The sequence below is a fragment of the Streptomyces sp. CA-294286 genome (genome assembly GCF_050947155.1).
Classification (GTDB): domain Bacteria; phylum Actinomycetota; class Actinomycetes; order Streptomycetales; family Streptomycetaceae; genus Streptomyces.
In genome coordinates this window covers 4,393,032-4,409,244 of record NZ_CP192005.1, presented here as the reverse complement: position 1 = coordinate 4,409,244, position 16,213 = coordinate 4,393,032, and the positions used below count along the sequence as shown (strand labels likewise).

Annotated in this window: 13 protein-coding genes; 8 read left to right on the top strand and 5 right to left on the bottom strand. The window is 72.5% G+C overall.

Annotated elements, in window-relative coordinates:
- The first annotated feature begins 60 nt into the window (after positions 1-60).
- On the top strand, positions 61-1,329 hold the full coding sequence (locus ACQPZG_RS24205) for a beta-ketoacyl-[acyl-carrier-protein] synthase family protein (RefSeq protein ID WP_433547821.1): 1,269 nt from the start codon (positions 61-63) through the stop codon (positions 1,327-1,329).
- Positions 1,330-1,497: 168 nt separating this feature from the next.
- On the opposite strand, the gene ACQPZG_RS24200 is transcribed toward ACQPZG_RS24205, so the two are convergent.
- On the bottom strand, positions 1,498-1,992 hold the full coding sequence (locus ACQPZG_RS24200) for a DUF3145 domain-containing protein (protein ID WP_433547820.1): 495 nt from the start codon (positions 1,990-1,992) through the stop codon (positions 1,498-1,500).
- 376 nt (positions 1,993-2,368) lie between these two features.
- On the opposite strand from ACQPZG_RS24200, the gene ACQPZG_RS24195 reads away from it, so the two are divergent.
- The gene (locus tag ACQPZG_RS24195) at positions 2,369-3,310 is read left to right on the top strand and encodes an SGNH/GDSL hydrolase family protein (RefSeq protein ID WP_433547819.1); all 942 of its coding nucleotides are present in this window, start codon (positions 2,369-2,371) and stop codon (positions 3,308-3,310) included.
- A 281-nt stretch (positions 3,311-3,591) separates the two neighbouring features.
- Here ACQPZG_RS24195 and ACQPZG_RS24190 read toward each other — a convergent pair whose 3' ends face one another.
- Positions 3,592-6,147, bottom strand: a complete 2,556-nt coding sequence (locus ACQPZG_RS24190) for a beta-glucosidase family protein (protein ID WP_433547818.1) — start codon at positions 6,145-6,147, stop codon at positions 3,592-3,594.
- A gap of 143 nt (positions 6,148-6,290) precedes the next feature.
- Here ACQPZG_RS24190 and ACQPZG_RS24185 point away from each other — a divergent pair, with 143 nt between their 5' ends.
- Positions 6,291-6,875, top strand: a complete 585-nt coding sequence (locus ACQPZG_RS24185) for a TetR/AcrR family transcriptional regulator (protein WP_433547817.1) — start codon at positions 6,291-6,293, stop codon at positions 6,873-6,875.
- Positions 6,876-6,962: 87 nt separating this feature from the next.
- On the top strand, positions 6,963-7,694 hold the full coding sequence (locus ACQPZG_RS24180) for a carbon-nitrogen hydrolase family protein (protein ID WP_433547816.1): 732 nt from the start codon (positions 6,963-6,965) through the stop codon (positions 7,692-7,694).
- A 41-nt stretch (positions 7,695-7,735) separates the two neighbouring features.
- On the opposite strand, the gene ACQPZG_RS24175 is transcribed toward ACQPZG_RS24180, so the two are convergent.
- Complete coding sequence (locus tag ACQPZG_RS24175; protein ID WP_433547815.1) at positions 7,736-8,524, bottom strand: EI24 domain-containing protein; 789 nt, start codon at positions 8,522-8,524, stop codon at positions 7,736-7,738.
- 246 nt (positions 8,525-8,770) lie between these two features.
- On the opposite strand from ACQPZG_RS24175, the gene ACQPZG_RS24170 reads away from it, so the two are divergent.
- Positions 8,771-11,353, top strand: a complete 2,583-nt coding sequence (locus ACQPZG_RS24170) for a M14 family zinc carboxypeptidase (protein ID WP_433547814.1) — start codon at positions 8,771-8,773, stop codon at positions 11,351-11,353.
- 110 nt (positions 11,354-11,463) lie between these two features.
- Complete coding sequence (locus tag ACQPZG_RS24165; RefSeq protein ID WP_433547813.1) at positions 11,464-12,627, top strand: serine hydrolase domain-containing protein; 1,164 nt, start codon at positions 11,464-11,466, stop codon at positions 12,625-12,627.
- 117 nt (positions 12,628-12,744) lie between these two features.
- On the opposite strand, the gene ACQPZG_RS24160 is transcribed toward ACQPZG_RS24165, so the two are convergent.
- Together ACQPZG_RS24160 and ACQPZG_RS24155 are read right to left on the bottom strand one after the other, a co-directional pair.
- Positions 12,745-13,173, bottom strand: coding sequence for an organic hydroperoxide resistance protein (locus tag ACQPZG_RS24160; RefSeq protein WP_433547812.1), 429 nt, complete (start codon positions 13,171-13,173; stop codon positions 12,745-12,747).
- A 120-nt stretch (positions 13,174-13,293) separates the two neighbouring features.
- Positions 13,294-14,319: an NADP-dependent oxidoreductase gene (locus ACQPZG_RS24155; protein ID WP_433547811.1), complete on the bottom strand. Its 1,026-nt coding sequence runs from the start codon at positions 14,317-14,319 to the stop codon at positions 13,294-13,296.
- Between the two features lie 152 nt (positions 14,320-14,471).
- Between ACQPZG_RS24155 and ACQPZG_RS24150 the strand changes: the two genes are divergently transcribed.
- Entirely contained in the window at positions 14,472-15,020 is a 549-nt protein-coding gene (locus ACQPZG_RS24150; protein ID WP_433549524.1) for a hypothetical protein, read from the top strand.
- Positions 15,021-15,103: 83 nt separating this feature from the next.
- Entirely contained in the window at positions 15,104-16,141 is a 1,038-nt protein-coding gene (locus ACQPZG_RS24145) for a rod shape-determining protein (RefSeq protein ID WP_433547810.1), read from the top strand.
- The last annotated feature ends 72 nt before the right edge of the window (positions 16,142-16,213 follow it).

The following is a 16,213-nucleotide window of genomic DNA, read 5'->3' as shown; positions in this document are numbered from 1 at the left end:
ACGCCACCCGGCGGTGGCGCCGTAGACAATTCCCCCTCTACACGTGGAGAAAGAATTCCTGTGAGCCCGACCAATCGCACCGTGGTCGTCACCGGTATCGGCGCTACAACACCGCTGGGTGGCGACGCCGCATCGACCTGGGAAGGCATGCTGGCCGGCCGCTCGGGCGTCAGCCCCCTGGAGGGCGAGCGCTTCGCCGAGCTTCCCGTACGCATGGCGGCACAGGCGGCGGTCGACCCGTCCGAGGTGCTGCCGCGTCCGCTGGCCCGCAAGCTGGACCGTTCCGCGCAGTTCGCGGTGATCGCGGCCCGCGAGGCGTGGGCCGACGCGGGCTTCACCGCGAAGGCCGGTGAGGACGAGCACATCGCCCCCGAGCGCCTCGGCACCGTCATCGCCTCCGGCATCGGCGGCATCACCACCCTGCTCGACCAGTACGACGTGCTGAAGGAGAAGGGCGTCCGCCGCGTCTCCCCGCACACCGTCCCCATGCTCATGCCCAACGGCCCCTCCGCCAACGTCGGCCTGGAGATGAACGCCCGAGCGGGCGTGCACTCCATGGTCAGCGCGTGCGCTTCGGGCGCCGAGGCGGTCGGCTACGCGATCGAGATGATCCGCTCCGGCCGTGCCGACGTCGTCGTCGCCGGCGGCACGGAGGCGACGATCCACCCGCTGCCGATCGCCGCGTTCGCCAACATGATGGCGATGTCCAAGAACAACGACGAGCCCGAGAAGGCGTCGCGCCCCTACGACACCGCCCGCGACGGCTTCGTCCTCGGCGAGGGCGCGGGCATCGTGGTCCTGGAGTCCGCCGAGCACGCCGCCGCGCGCGGCGCGAAGGTGTACTGCGAGGCCGTCGGCCAGGGCCTGTCCTCCGACGCCCACCACATCGCGCAGCCCGAGCCGTCCGGCCGCGGCATCGCCGCCGCGCTCCAGCAGCTGCTCGACTCCACCGACCTGGAGGCGTCCCAGGTCATGCACCTCAACGCGCACGCCACGTCCACCCCGCAGGGCGACGTCGCCGAGATCAAGGCGCTCCGCAAGGTGCTGGGCGACGACCTCGACCACGTCGCGGTCTCCGCCACCAAGTCGATGACCGGCCACCTGCTGGGCGGCGCGGGCGGCATCGAGACGGTCGCCACCGTCCTCGCCCTGCACCACCGCACGGCCCCGCCGACCATCAACGTCGACGACCTCGACCCGGAGGCGGCGGACGCGGACATCGTCCGCGACAAGCCGCGCTCCCTGCCCGGCGAGGGCACGATCGCGGCGATCAACAACTCGTTCGGGTTCGGCGGCCACAACGTGGTGCTGGCGTTCCGGACGGTGTGAGTCGCACCCTCCGCGTCCTCCGCGTCCGTACGCACGGACAGCCGGTCCGCACCGGCTGAACGAGGCCCGCCCCCTGTGGGGCGGGCCTCCCGCGTACGGTCAGGGGCCCGGCCCGGCGAGGCACGCGGCGTCGCGCGGCCGGGGCCGTGGAGTACCCGTGCGAGAGGCTCAGACGACCTGGTGGAGCCAGCGCACGGGGGCGCCCTCGCCCGCGTACCGGAAGGGTTCGAGCTCGTCGTCCCACGGTTTGCCGAGCAGCCGGGAGACCTCTTCCTCCAGCACGCTCTCGCCGCGCCCGGAGCGGGCCAGGGCGGCGCGCAGCCGGTCCTCCGGGACGAGGATGTCGCCGTGCATCCCGGTGACGGCGTGGAAGATGCCGAGCGTCGGGGTGGAGCTGTAGCGCTCGCCCTCCGCACCGGGGCACGGCTCGGCGGTCACCTCGAAGCGCAGCATGTCCCAGCCGCGCAGGGCCGAGGCGAGTGTGGACGCCGTACCGGTTCTGCCCTGCCAGGAGAACTCGGCTCTCCAGGCGCCGGCCGCGGCCGGCTGTCTGACCCAGTCGAGACCGACGCGCACGCCGAGCACGGATCCCACCGCCCATTCGACGTGGGGGCACATCGCACGCGGTGCGGAGTGGACGTAGAGAACTCCACGTGTCGTCACCGGGACCTCCTGCTGTGTGGGTCGAGGTTCACCAACACCTGCGGCCTCGTCGTTCCCCCGGCCGTTCGGTCGACGTGACGCTCCTGGCCGGCTCCCGAGGTTGTCAACAGTAAACAGCATCGGGAGTGAAACTCCTGAAAAGGGACAGTATGTGACGTCAGGTAATTTACCGGTACGGGCCGGGCGGAGCGGTGCGGGGTGCCGTGCGGCGGCCACGCCGACGCCGTGGGAAAAGCTACCGTGCGGGGTGCGCGGGGGTGTGACGTACTGTCGGTCCGGGGGCGGGGAAATGCCGGGGTTTCCGGGCTTTCCGCCCCCGCCCGCTTCCGGGAGCGGAAGCGGGGCACAGCAGCCACCGCGCGGAGGGAAGCACAGCATGCGGGACAGCAGCGGGGCCGGCCGACGTCCGCGCCGCCGTACGAAGGCCGCGACCGCCGTCCTGGCGGCGACGGCCGCCGGCGCACTGCTGCTGGGCGGGTGCGGCGATGGTGGCGGCGGGGCCGACGGCCCGTCCGCCGGGACCCCGTCCGGTACGAGGGCGGGCGGCACGGCACCTGCCGCGCCGAAACCCACCCCCACGTGGGACCGCAGCCCGTCCTCGCTCGTTGCCGTCGGCGATTCGATAACACGGGCGTTCGACGCCTGTGCGGTCCTCGCGGACTGCCCCGAGTCCTCGTGGGCGACCGGCACGGACCCCGCCGTGAACAGCCTCGCGCGGCGTCTGCTGGGCGCGGAAGGAGCCGCCGAGCGGAGCTGGAACCTCGCGGTCACCGGCTCCCGCGTCGCGGACCTGCCGCGGCAGATGGGCCGCGCCGTCGGGCACCGGCCGGAGCTGGTCACCGTCATGACCGGCGCGAACGACGCGTGCCGCAGCACCGTCTCCGGGATGACGCCGGTCGCCGATTTCCGTGCCTCCTTCGAGAAGGCCCTGCGCACCCTGCGGACCGACCTGCCGAAGACGCAGGTGTACGTGGCGAGCGTGCCGGACCTGAAGCGGCTGTGGTCGCAGGGCCGTGGCTCCCCTTCCGCCAAGCAGGTCTGGGCACTGGGCGTCTGCCCCTCCATGCTGGGCGACGCCGACGCGACGGACGAGCGGGCGGCGGCCCGGAGGGACGCGGTGCGGGAGCGGGTGATCGCGTACAACGGGGTGCTGCGGGAGGTGTGCGCGAAGGACGCGAAGTGCCGGTACGACGGAGGTGCGGTCTTCGACTACGCCTTCACGGGAACGCAGTTGAGCGAGTGGGACTGGTTCCACCCGAGCAAGGACGGCCAGGCGAGGTTGGCCGACCTGGCCCACCGGCGCATCATCACCGACTAGCACCCCTGCCCACCCCCCCCGGCCGACGGCCCCACCCTTGACCCTTGCGTCAGCCCTCTTGGGCGGCGACCCCGTCCCCACCTCAGCCCCCTTGGACGGCGGCCCCGTCCCCACGTCAGCCCCCTTGGGCGGCGGGGCCGCCCCCCGGGGGCGGGACGGGCGGGCAAGGGGGCGGCCCCCACCGGAGGTGCAGCCCCCGCCCTACGCCCGCCACCCCACACGTACGCCCCGCCGCCGCCCAGGCTCAGGCCACCGGGCCACCGAGCCGCCGAGCTCGCGTGCTACTGGACCACCGAGCCGCCGCGCTCGCGTGCCACCGGGCCGCCGCGCTCGCGTGCTACCGGACCACCGGGCCACCGGCGCCCCTCCCACCCCACCACACCCCGCACATCCGTCAGCGAACGACCCACCCGCACCTCGTACGGCCCCTCCACGAACACCCACGCCCCCGCCCCCTCGTCCCAGACCTCGAAGGCGCGGCGCGGCAGGACCAGCGTCGCCTCCACCTCCTCACCCGGCTCGGCCGCGACGCTCGCGAACGCCGCCAGCCACCGCGCCGGGCGCTCCACCGTGTCGGCCGTCGGTGCGACGTACGCCTGGACGACCTCCCGGCCCGCACGGGTGCCGGTGTTGCGGACGCGGACGGTCACGGTCGTACCGTCGAGGACGGCCGGCCCGTACTCCCACGTGGTGTAGCCGAGGCCGTGGCCGAAGGGGTAGGCGGGGACGGCCCCGCTCCTGTCCCAGGCCCGGTATCCGATGAACACGCCCTCGCCGTACAGGAGTTCACCGTCGGTCGGGGTGACCCGGGCGACGGGGACGTCCGCGAGGGAGGCCGGCCAGGTGGTGGGGAGGCGACCGCCCGGCTCCTGCGCGCCGAGGAGCACGTCGGCGAGTGCCGCACCGCCCTCCTGGCCGGGGAACCAGGACAGGAGGACCGCGGCGACCTCCTCGCGCCAGGGCATCTCCACCGGCGAACCGGAGTTGACGACGACGACCGTGCGCGGGTTGACCGCGGCGACCGCCCGGACGAGGTCGTCCTGGCGGCCCGGCAGGGCGAGGTCCGTGCGGTCGAAGCCCTCGGACTCGACGCGGTCGGTGGTGGCGACCACGACGATCGCGGTGTCGGCGTCGCGTGCCGCCTCGACGGCTCGCGCGATCAGTTCGTCCTCGTCGAGCTGCGGGGCGAGGTGGGTGAGGGAGAACATGACGGCCGACATGGGCGCGCCGGTGCTCTTCGTGACGACGTGCCGCAGCGAGACGGGCACGCTCTCCCCCGCGGTGAGGTGCACCCGGCCGCGCTCGGTGGGTGCGCCGAAGAAGGACTCGAAGGGGTCGGCGCCTTCGGTGGGCCCGTGGTGGCCGTCGAAGAGGGTCTCGCCGCCGACGGTGAGGGTGAACTCGCCGAGCCCGCGCGTGCCGAAGGCGTGCTCGCCGCTGTCGCGCGGGGTGCAGGTACCGACGACTTCGACGCTGTGCAGGGTGTCGTGGGTGACGCCGGCGGGGAGGTCGTCGCCGATCCACTGCACCTGGCCGTTGGGCAGCGAGCCCTCGCCGATGACGTTGCCGTCCGCGTCGCGGCAGACCGCGCGCAGCGCGAATCCCTTGTCGGCGACGCCGGGTTCGTCGCTCGGGTCGGCGCCGACGGAATAGCTGAGCACGTCGGCGGGGAGTGCCGCGGTCAGGCCGTCGAGGGGGGCGACGACGTGCGCGGGGAAGACGGTCGCGGAGCCGCCGCCGAGGACGCGGGCGTCGCGGGCGGCCGCTCCGAGGAGGGCGACCTTGCGGGTGCGGGAGGCGTCGATGGGCAGTGCGCCGCCCTCGTTGCGTACGAGCACGAAGGCGCGGCGGGCGATCTCGCGGGCGAGGTCCCGGCCGTCGATCGCGGCGGGCAGGTGCGCCTCGGACACCGCGGCGGGGGCGCCGTCGAGAACGCCGCCCCGGGCCGCGAGGCGCAGTACGTGGCGTACTGCCTCGTCGACGACCGCCTCGTCGACCTCGCCGGAACGCACCGCTCCGGCGAGCGCCTCGCCGTACACGGTCCGCGGTCCCGGCATGGCGACGTCCAGGCCGCCCTCGACGGCGCCCTTGGTGGAGCGGGCGGCCATCCAGTCGGAGACGATCGCGCCGTCGAAGCCCCACTCGCCGCGCAGCACCTGGTTCTGGAGGTAGCGGTGCTCGGACATGGTGGTGCCGTTGACCGAGTTGTAGGCGCACATGATGCCCCAGGGGTGGGCGTTCTCCACGATCGCCTCGAAGGGGGCGAGGTAGAGCTCGCGCAGGGGACGCGGGGCGATGACGTTGTTGACGGTGAAGCGGTCGGTCTCGGCGTCGTTGGCGACGAAGTGCTTGACGGTGGTGCCCACTCCGCCCTCCTGGACGCCGCCGACATAACCGGCCCCGATCGCTCCGGTGAGGTACGGGTCCTCGGAGTACGCCTCGAAGTGCCGGCCGCCGAGCGGCGAGCGGTGCAGGTTGACGGTCGGGGCGAGGAGGACGTGCACGGCCTTGCGGCGGGCCTCCTGCGCGAGGAGACGGCCGGCCCGGCGGGCCAGTTCCGGGTCCCAGGTGGCGGCCAGCGCGGTCGGTGAGGGAAGCGCGATCGACGGGTCGTCGGCGGTCCAGCGGGTGCCGCGCACGCCGATCGGGCCGTCGGAGAACACGAGCGACCTCAGGCCGATCTCCGGGAGCGCGGGCAGCGTCCACATGTCCCTGCCCGCCAGGAGTCGGGCCTTGGCGTCGAGGTCGAGTGCGCCGAGTGCGGCGGCGACGACGTCCTCCCGGATCTTCTCGGCGTCGTTCGCGGTGGGGTGCTGGGTGGTGCGCTCGCCTGCCACGGCCGTACCTCCTCGGTGAGAGCTGCTGGTGCCCTCATGGATACTCCGATTACCTGTAGACCGGTAGGCTTCGTTATCTTTTTGTGATATTTACGGATGGCGTACCGTCCTGACCAGCACGATCACAGGAAGGGGTACGGCGGATGGCCAGAGCCAGGAGCGAGGAGCGGCGGGCGGAGATCCTGCGCGCCGCACTGGAGGTGATCGCCGAGCGCGGCTACCGGGGCGCGTCGCTCGCGTCGGTCGCCGAACGGGTGGGCCTCACCCAGCAGGGTCTGCTGCACCACTTCCCCACCAAGGAGGCACTGCTGATCGCCGTACTGGAGGAGCGGGACCAGTGGGACACCGGCGGGGCGGGCCTGAGCCGGGATGCCTGGCGTCTGGATCTGCTGGAGCCGCTCGTCGAGTACAACGCGATGCGCCCCGGCATCGTGCAGACCTTCTCCGCCCTGCTCGGCGAGAGCGTCTCGGACGGACACCCGGCGAAGGACTTCTTCACCGAGCGGTACGCGACCGTACGCGGCGGCATGCGCGAGGCCCTGCGCGCGGAGTTCGGGGACCGGCTGCCCGGCGGCCTCACCCCGGAACAGGCGGCTCCGCTGCTGGTGGCGGTGATGGACGGGTTGCAGTACCAATGGCTGCTGGACCCGGAGTCCGTGGACATGCCCGGTGCGTTCCGCGATTTCCTGGGGTTGCTGCGGGGTGCGGGAGACGGTCCGCAGAGCTGATGTCGCGGGGGCCGCCGTCATGGCGACGATCCCCGTTCGGACACCCCCGCGTTCGTGGATTTCCGAGTGCTGGAACACTTTCCTGCCATGCGCCTCGCCGTCTGCCAGTTCACGTCCCGCCCCTTGGACACCGCGGGGAACCTCGCCACGATGTCGCAGTGCCTGAGGGACGCGGGCGCAGCGGGGGCCCGGGTCGTCGTCTTCGCCGAACTCGCGGTGAGCGGCTACGAACTGGAGGCACTGGCCGCCGACCCCGGCCTGTGGATGACGGGCCCGCAGGATGCGCGCCTGCGCCCCGTACGCGATGCCTGCCGCGACGCCGGGGCGGCCGCCGTGGTCAACTGCGCGGCGCAAGGCCGGCTGATGACCTACGTGTACGGCCCGGACGGCGACCTCCTGACCGTGTACGCGAAGCAGCACCTGCACGCGGGGGAGGACGAGGTCTTCGCGGCGGGCGGCGAGGACGGCCGCTTCGAACTGGACGGCGTCCGCTTCGCGCTCGCCACCTGTTTCGACAACCACTTCCCGGACCTCGCCGCCCGCGCCGCCGCCGACAACTGCCGCGCGTACCTCGCGAGTTCGCTGTACGGCACCGGAGGCGGTGAGCGCGAGCTGTCCACCGTGTACCCGGCCCTCGCACAGGACCACGGCCTGTACGTCGCGGTGGCCAACCACGTGGGCCGGGCCGGCCCGTACGACGGCTGCGGACGCAGTGCGGTGTGGGGTCCGGACGGCGTACTGCTGGGCGAGGCGCCGCCCGGGACGCCCGGAATCGCGTGCGGCGACGTGGCGCGCAGTGGAGAACCACCGCTCCGTTGAGGACCGCCCGTCCGACGGAGGACGCGCGGTCAGGCATCGCCTCAGGCCGGCAGGGGCCGGTCCACGTCGTCCACGTCGTCCACGGACGGCTCGTCGAGGAGGTCGCGGGCCATCAGGGTGGCCCCCGCGACCGCGCCCGGCATCAGGAAGACCGCCGCGAACGGCACCAGGTACGCGAGGGTGAGCGGGACGCCGAAGCCGAGGACCTTCGCGCGGTGGCGCTTGAGCAGGACGAGTCGCTCCTTGAATTCGATGCCACGGCGCTGGAGGGCCACGGCCGTCAGCTCCTCCGTGAGGAAGAACCCCGACACGCAGAAGCCGAGGACCGGAACGACGGTCTGCCCGACGACCGGAATGAACCCGCAGGCGAAGAGGACGACCCCGAACAGCAGGACGCGCAGCAGCACCCGGACGCTGTCCCGCGCGGAGATCCACAGGTCGCGCAGCAGCGGGAGCCCGGACTCGGGGGCGGTGCCGTCCGGCGAGCGGGACCTGTCGACGCGCTCCGACAGCGCGTCGTAGAAGGGCTGACCGACCAGCAGCGTCACCGCCGTGAAGGTGACGACGGCGAGGAACAGCGCGAGCGCGAAGAGCAGGGCGCGCAGCAGCCCGCGGAACAGCTTCAGCCACGTCTCCCCCCACGCGTCCGCGAAAGGGGTCGCCCAGGCGACGAAGTCGTCCGACCAGGCGACGAGACCGGCCAGGGCGGCCACGTACAGGACCAGCGTGACCAGCCCGGGAAGCAGGCCGAGGCCGTAGCTGCGCCCGTGCTGCGTCATCCACCGCTGGCCCCTGGCCAAGTACTTGAACCCCACACCGAGATCACTCATGGGCACACCCTAGAGGGCGGCTCCGGCACCACGTGCCGCGCCGCCGGGACGCAGGCCCGGGGGAGGGCGAAGGCGGAGGGCGGTGTCCGGGGCGTCTGCGGAGAAGGTCTCGCCCGTGCGCGACACCGGGACGTTTCCTGGCCCCTCTCCCCCGGGCCCCTCCCGTACCTCTTGTGGAGCGGCCCCCGGGACGGTAGACCCCTGCGTACCGATCTGCCACACCCGCATCCGGAGGTACGCACATCCATGCCGGCACGCATACCGAGACCTGTTCTCGTCGCCACCGCCGCCCTCGCGGGGGCCGCACTGATCCTTCCCGCGACCTCCGCCCAGGCGGCCCCCGAGCCCACGGGGCGCGACAGTCCCCCTCCGCATGAACGCGCGGATGCCTCCGCGGAGTTCAGGGCTCCGGCGGCCAGGAGCGGCGAGGGGGCCGCGGCGCGTGCGCTCGGGGACGCCGGAGTACGGCAGGGCAGCCGGACGGACGGCTTTCCCCGGCACACCAGGCTGAAGGAGCCCGCGCACGACTCCGCGGACAAGTCCATCAAGCTCGGCCTGACGCCGTACCACGCGATAGCCCCGAAGCTGAACCGGCTCCAGCAGCAGAGCGACCGGATCAGCGTCGAGCTGGCCGGGAAGTCGGCCGGTGGGCACGACCTGTACCTGGTGACCGTGACCGCGCCGGAGAGCGCGCGGACGGCGCGGGAGCAGGAGCGGATGCGCGAGCGGATCGAGAACGAACCCGCTGCCGCCGCGAAGGACCGGCGCATACGGGAGGCGTACAAGACGCCCGTCTTCATCAACAGCAACATCCACGGCAACGAGTGGGAGGGGACGGACGCGTCCCTGAAGCTGATCGAGGAGCTGGCGCGGGCGAACGACGCCAGGACCGGGAAGCTGTTGGCGCAGAACCGGATCCACTTCAACGTGACGGCGAATCCGGACGGGCGCATAGCCGGGACGCGGGCGAACTCCAACGGTTTCGACATCAACCGGGACTTCATCACCGCGACCCAGCCCGAGACCCGTGCGATACGGCAGATCGCGATCGACAAGCAGCCCGCCGTCATGCTCGACCTGCACGGATACGTCAACGGGACGCTGATCGAGCCCACCACTCCCCCGCACGGCGAGAACTACGAGTACGACCTCTTCCTCAAGAACTCGTACGCGAACGCGCTGGGGATGGAGGCGGCCGTCAACGCGCTGGGGTACACGCCCGCCAAGGACGGTGTCGCTCCGGTCGTGATCCCCTTCCGCGACCAGCAGGAGGGCTGGGACGACTGGCCGCCCATCTTCACCCCGCAGTACATGCCGTTCCAGGGCGCGGTCGCCGCGCACACCATCGAGGTCCCGCTCCAGGTCAACAACGCGGCCTACGAGAGCCTGCCGGTGGCGGAGCTGCGGCGGCGGTCCGCGATCAACACGGACATCGCGAGCGCCACCGTCAAGGCGGCGCTCGCCTACACGGCCGACCACCGCGGTGCGTTGATCGCCGATCAGATCGAGACGTTCCGGCGGGGGGCCGCGGGGGCGAAGCAGGTGCCGGTGTCCGAGGAGACCGTGCCGGGCGTTCCGGGCATCGGGCCGGAGGACGTGTACACGACCGAGTTCCCGCGTGCGTACGTCATCCCGGCGGGCAGGGGCCAGCGGTCCGCCGTGGCCGCGGCGCGGCTGGTCGACCACCTGGTGGCCAACGACGTGAAGGTCGAACGGGCGCTGCACGCCTTCCGGGCGGGCGGCACGTGGTACCCGGCCGGCTCGTACGTCGTCGACATGTCGCAGCCCAAGCGCGGGATGGCGAACGTCGTCCTGGCGGAGGGGCGCGACATCAGCGGCGACGTCTCGGTGATGTACGACATCTCCGGGTGGAGTCTCGGCCGTCTCTGGGGCGCGAGCGTCGACAAGGTGACGGCCGGGCGTGTGCAGGTGCTCGGGCGTACGGTGCACGCCGCGTCGCCGACCGGATACGTCGCACCCCGGGGCGATCTGCGGCTGCGCCTCGACGACCCCAAGGAGGTCGAGGCCCTCAACTCCCTGCTGAAGGACGGCGTGAAGGTGCGGCGGGCCGCCGACGGCACGGCGGTCGTGCCGGGTTCGGCGCGCGGGAAGGCGGTGCGGCTCGCGGACCGGCTGGGGGTCGCATTCTCCGCGACGCGGGCCGCCGGGGTCACGGACATCAAGCGGACGCGGGTCGCGGCAGCGGTGTCGTCCGGCGAGCTGTTCGCGCTGCGGGAGATGGGCTTCGAGGTCGTCCCCGTGTCGACCGCCGTGCTCAACGCGGGCTTCGACTGGCGGAACGTCGACACGCTGTACGTGTCCGCGGATCTCTCGTACGGAAAGCTGAACGCGGCGGCGAAGGCCGGGCTCGACGCGTTCCTCAGGGGCCACGGTTACGTTGGGCTCGGCGCGGGCGGGGCGAGGCTGAACGCCGACGCCGGGCTCCTCGCCGCCAAGGCCGTACCGGGCAACGCGGACGCCAACGGGGTGGTCCGGGTGGACAGTTCGCCGTCCAGCGCGGTGGCCGCGGGTGCTCCGGCGCACTCCTTCGTGTTCTCGCCGATGTGGTTCAGCGAGCTGGGCAAGGGCGTCAGGGCCGACCAGTCGTACGGGAGGGCCGGCGGGAACCCGCTCGTGTCCGGGCACTGGCGGGCCGACGAGGCGGGCACCGGCGGTCCGCGGGACGCGGCCGGGAAGGCGGCGACCGTCAGCGGCACCTCGGCGCGCGGTGCACAGGTCGTGCTGATCGGCACGCAGCCGTTGTTCCGGGCGCACCCGAAGGGCGAGTTCGCGCAGGTGGCCAGGGCGCTGTTCGCCACGGCCGGGTAGCACCGCTGCTGGACGCGGAATAGTCGGCGGCGACGGTGACTTGTCCTCTGTACATGATCCATGCCGTTCGTGCGCCGGACGGTTCGTACACAGGGGAGCTGATCCGGAACGTGAGCACCGGGACCGAAGTCAGGGGCACCGTCGCCGCCGGTTACGAGCGGGTGCGCGAGGAGTTCGCGGCCGTCCTCGCCGACCCGGACGAGGGGCCGGACCACGCCGCCCAGCTCGTCGCGTACGTGCGCGGCGAGCGGGTGGTGGACCTGTGGGGCGGCCCGCACATCGAGGCGGACTCGCTGACACCCGTCTACTCCTCCACGAAGGGTGCGGCGCACCTGGTCGTGGCACTGCTGGTGCAGGACGGGGTGCTGGACCTCGACCGGGAAGTGGCGTACTACTGGCCGGAGTTCGGAGTCCACGGCAAGGACCGGCTGACGCTGCGCGAGCTGTTGGCGCACCGTTGCGGGGTGGTCGGCGCGGACACCGGGTTCAGCCCGGAGGAGCTGGCCGACGACCGGGCGATCGCGGCGCGGCTGGCCGGGCAGCGGCCGTACTGGCGGGCCGGGACCGCCGTCGGGTACCACGCCTACGTGATCGGCGCGCTGACCGGCGAGGTCGTGCGCCGGGTCACGGGCAGGACGATCCAGGAGTGGTACGAGGAGCGGGTGCGGGCGCCGTTCGGGCTGGACTTCTACATGGGGGCGCCGGCGGACGTCCTGCCCCGCGTCCTGGACACGCTGCCGATGGCGCCGACGCCCGCCCAGCAGGCGGAGATGGACGCGAATCCGACCGGGGCGCACAGCCTCGGTGGCATCGCGTTCAACCTGAACGCGAAGGTGCCCACGGACCTCGTGGCGACGGCCAACTCGGCCGCGGTGCGCACCGCCGGTCCGTCGTCGTTCGGCGGTGTCGGTTCGGCGCGCGGTCTCGCCGGGATGTACCGGGCGATCCTCGGCGGCGGCCCCGACGGGGTTCCTCCGCTGCTGGGCGCGGACGTGCTGGCCGAGTTCGGGCAGGTCCACTCGGACGGTATCGACCTGGTCGGCGGGACCCGTTCGGTGTTCGGGCTGGGCTTCCAGGCGATGTCGGCCGAGAAGTACCCGGTGCTCGGGCACGGTTCGATCGGGCACAGCGGGGCCGCGGGCTCCGTCGCGTTCGCCGACCCCCGCAACAGCATCGCGTACGGGTACAACCGCCGCCGGTTCGCCTACCCGGGCGGCGCCGCGCAGGAGAACGTCCGGCTGGTGCGCGCAGTGGTGCGGGCGGCTTCGGCGTAGTACCCGCACGCCGTCGGCCGTCCCGTACGGACAGGACGGGTGCCCGTAGGGACGAACGGCGAGGGGCCGCCCCCGGAACGGATCCGGGGGCGGCCCCTGTCACGTGCTGCCGGGACGTCAGACGACGTTCAGCTCGACCTTGATGTTGCCGCGGGTGGCGCTGGAGTACGGGCACACCTGGTGCGCCTTCTCCACCAGGGCCTTCGCCGTGTCCTTGTCCACGTTGGGGATGGACGCGGTGATCTCGACCTCCAGGCCGAAGCCGCCGGACTCTGCGGAGCCGATGCCGACCTTCGCGGTCACCGTGGAGCCGGATATGTCGGCCTTCTCCTGGCGGGCGACGACGCCGAGGGCGCCCTGGAAGCAGGCGCTGTAACCGGCGGCGAAGAGCTGCTCCGGGTTGGTGCCGGCGCCGCTGCCGCCCATCTCCTTCGGAGGGTTGACGACCACGTCGAGCTTGCCGTCGTCGGAGGAGACGCGGCCGTCCCGGCCGTTCTCGGCGGTGGCGACGGCGGTGTACTTGACGTCGATCTTCTGGATGGTCATACGAGTAGAACCTCCTGCTTGGTTCGTCACGGCTCGCGCCCACGCGCCGTGACGGTCTGGGGTGAGCTTACTCGGCCGGGTACGGGCCCGATGGAGGGCCCGTACCCGGAAGCAGGTGGTCTACTTGCCGACGGAGACGATCATCTTGCCGGTGTTCTGGCCGCGCAGCATGCCGAGGAAGGCGTCGACGTTGTTCTCCAGGCCCTCGACGACGGTCTCGTCGTACTTGAGCTCGCCGGAGCGGATCCAGGCGGAGACCTCCTCGACGAACTGCGTCTTGAGGTGGGCGTGGTCGGCGACCAGGATGCCGGTCAGGCGCAGCCGCTTGCCGATGATCGACATCATGTTGCGGGGGCCCGGGACCGGCTCGGTCTCGTTGTAGCCGGAGATCGCACCGCACAGGGTGGCGCGGCCGTGCACGTTGAGGGTGGCGATCGCCGCTTCCAGGTGCTCGCCGCCGACGTTGTCGAAGTAGACGTCGATGCCCTCGGGGGCGACCTCGCGCAGCTGCTTGACGACGGGCGCCTCGTCCTTGTAGTTGAAGGCCGCGTCGAAGCCGTACGACTCGGTGAGGAGCTTGATCTTGTCGGCGGAGCCGGCCGAGCCGACGACCCGCTCGGCGCCGCGCAGCTTGGCCATCTGACCGACCTGACTGCCGACCGCGCCGGCCGCACCGGACACGAAGACGGTGTCGCCCTCCTTGAAGGAGGCCACCTCGAAGAGGCCGGCGTAGGCGGTGAGGCCCGGCATGCCGAGGACACCGAGGTAGGTGGAGAGCGGGGCGAGGGAGGCGTCGACCTTGGTGGCGTAGTCGGCCCGCACGTCGGCGTAGTCGCGCCAGCCGAGGTCGTGCAGGACGTGGTCGCCGACGGAGAAGCGCTCGTCCTGGGTGGCGATGACCTCGCCGACCGCACCGCCGGTCATCGGCTCGTTCAGCGCGAAGGGCGGGACGTAGGACTTCACGTCGTTCATGCGGCCGCGCATGTAGGGGTCGACGGACAGGTGCAGGTTGCGGACCAGGATGCGGCCCGCCGCCGGCTCCGACACCGGGAACTCGACGAGGGCGAAGTCCTCGGGAACCGGCCAGCCGTCGGGGCGGCGTACGAGGTTCCAGGCGCGGCCGGTGGTGGGGAGTGTGGTGCTCATGAGGTGCGGCCTCCACGGCGTCGGGGGTAAAACAACTTTACGATCTGAATGAACCTTGCTCCTCAATGTTTGAGATTGTCAAGTAAAAGGGGTGCGTGTTGCCGGACAAACCATTCGGACCTGCGGAATTCCAGCTCGTCCTGCTGCGGCGGATGGCCGACCACCGGCCGGAGCTGGTCGAGGACGCGCGGATCTCCCTCGGAGTGAGCCTGACCGAAATGCGCGAGGCCAATCGGCGCTGGCAGGCCATGGTGCGCTCGCCCCGCGCCCGGGACGCGGTGCGGCGCTACCGGTCGGTCCTCGGACCGCCGGAGTCCGCCCTCCCGCGCCGGATCGGGGACCTGGAGTGCGAGGCGCTGCTGTGGCGGGTGCCGCTCTGGCCGGACCTGCGGTTCGAGGCGATGTGCGGCCCGGACGGGCGGGTGTGGAACGAGTGGCTGGTGCGGGCCCCCGGCGCGGCCGGACCCGTACTGGAGACGGCGGACGACCTGCGGCCCTGGTCGGCGACCGTGGACGAGGTGGCGCGGGCCTTCGCCGCGCACGGGCCGGTGCGGATGCTGGAGGGGTCCGCGCCCACCCGCTCGCGGCTGGTCGTGACGCTGCCGGGCGGGCGGCGGTGCGTGGCGGAGTTCACGTGGGGACTGCTGCAGGGGGTCGCGGACGAGGACGGCGTCAGCGCCTCCTGCGACGGCGCGGGCTGACGTTCTGGCGCTGCGTCAGCTCCGGTACCCCGTGCGGCTCATCCCAGCGCGCGCCCGCGGTACGTGCCACGCACGATGCGACTATGACCGTCAGCCTTGAGCAGTTGCACCGTTGCCATGTCGCCGTCGACCTGGGGGCCGCCAGAACGCGCGTGTTCGTGAAGGGACTCGGCCTCGTGGTGGACGAGCCGAGCTGTGCCGCCGTCAACACCCGGACCGGGGCGCTCATCGCCGTCGGCGCGTTCGCCGAGCAGATGACCGGACGCACCCCCGACTACATCCGCGTCGTGCGGCCCGTCTCCGGCGGCACCGTCGTCGACATCGAGATGGCCCAGCGCATGCTCCGCCAGCTGCTCGGCGACAAGCTCCGTCGCCAGCTGCGCCGCAAGCCCCGGCTGCGGGCCGCGGCCTGCACCCCGCACGACGCGGACCCGCTCGCCCAGCGGGCCGCCGTCGAGACGCTGGTGGGCATCGGGGCGCGGCGGGTCGAGCTGGTGGACACGCTGATCGCCGCGGCGGTCGGCTGCGGGCTGCCCGTCGAACAGCCCTCCGCCACCATGATCATGGTGTGCGGGGCGGCCACCACCCAGATCGCGGTGCTCTCCCTCGGGGCGATCGTCACGGCGGAGCGCATCCCGGTCGGCGGCAACGCCATCGACCACGCCGTCATCACGCACCTGCGGCAGGCGCACGAGCTGATGCTGCCTTCGCAGTCCGTACGCCCCCTCCAGCTCGCCCTGAGCGACGGCGGGATCGCGGCGGGCGGCCCGGCCTCCACCGAGATCCACGGCCGGGACGTCGCCACCGGCCTGGCCCGCTCGGTGCTCGTGGACACCGCAGCGGTACGGCACGCCATCCACACCCCGCTGACCGCCGTCGTGGACGGCATCGGCAAGATCCTGCGCTCCTGCCCGCCCGACCTGGTCGCCGACCTCGGGGACTGCGGGATCATGATGGTCGGCGGCAGTGCGCTGCTGCCCGGCCTGGACCAGATGCTGCGCGACGCGACGGGGATGCCGGTGCAGATCGCCGAGCGGCCCGACGTGTGTGCGGTGCTGGGGCTCGGCGCCATGCTGGAGGGCCGGATCAAGCCGCTGAACCTGGATCCGATCACGAGCTGAGGGCGGCCGGCCCGCTCGCACCCGGGCCTCGCCGTACCGACACGGCGCCGTGCCGTGCTCCGTACGGACACG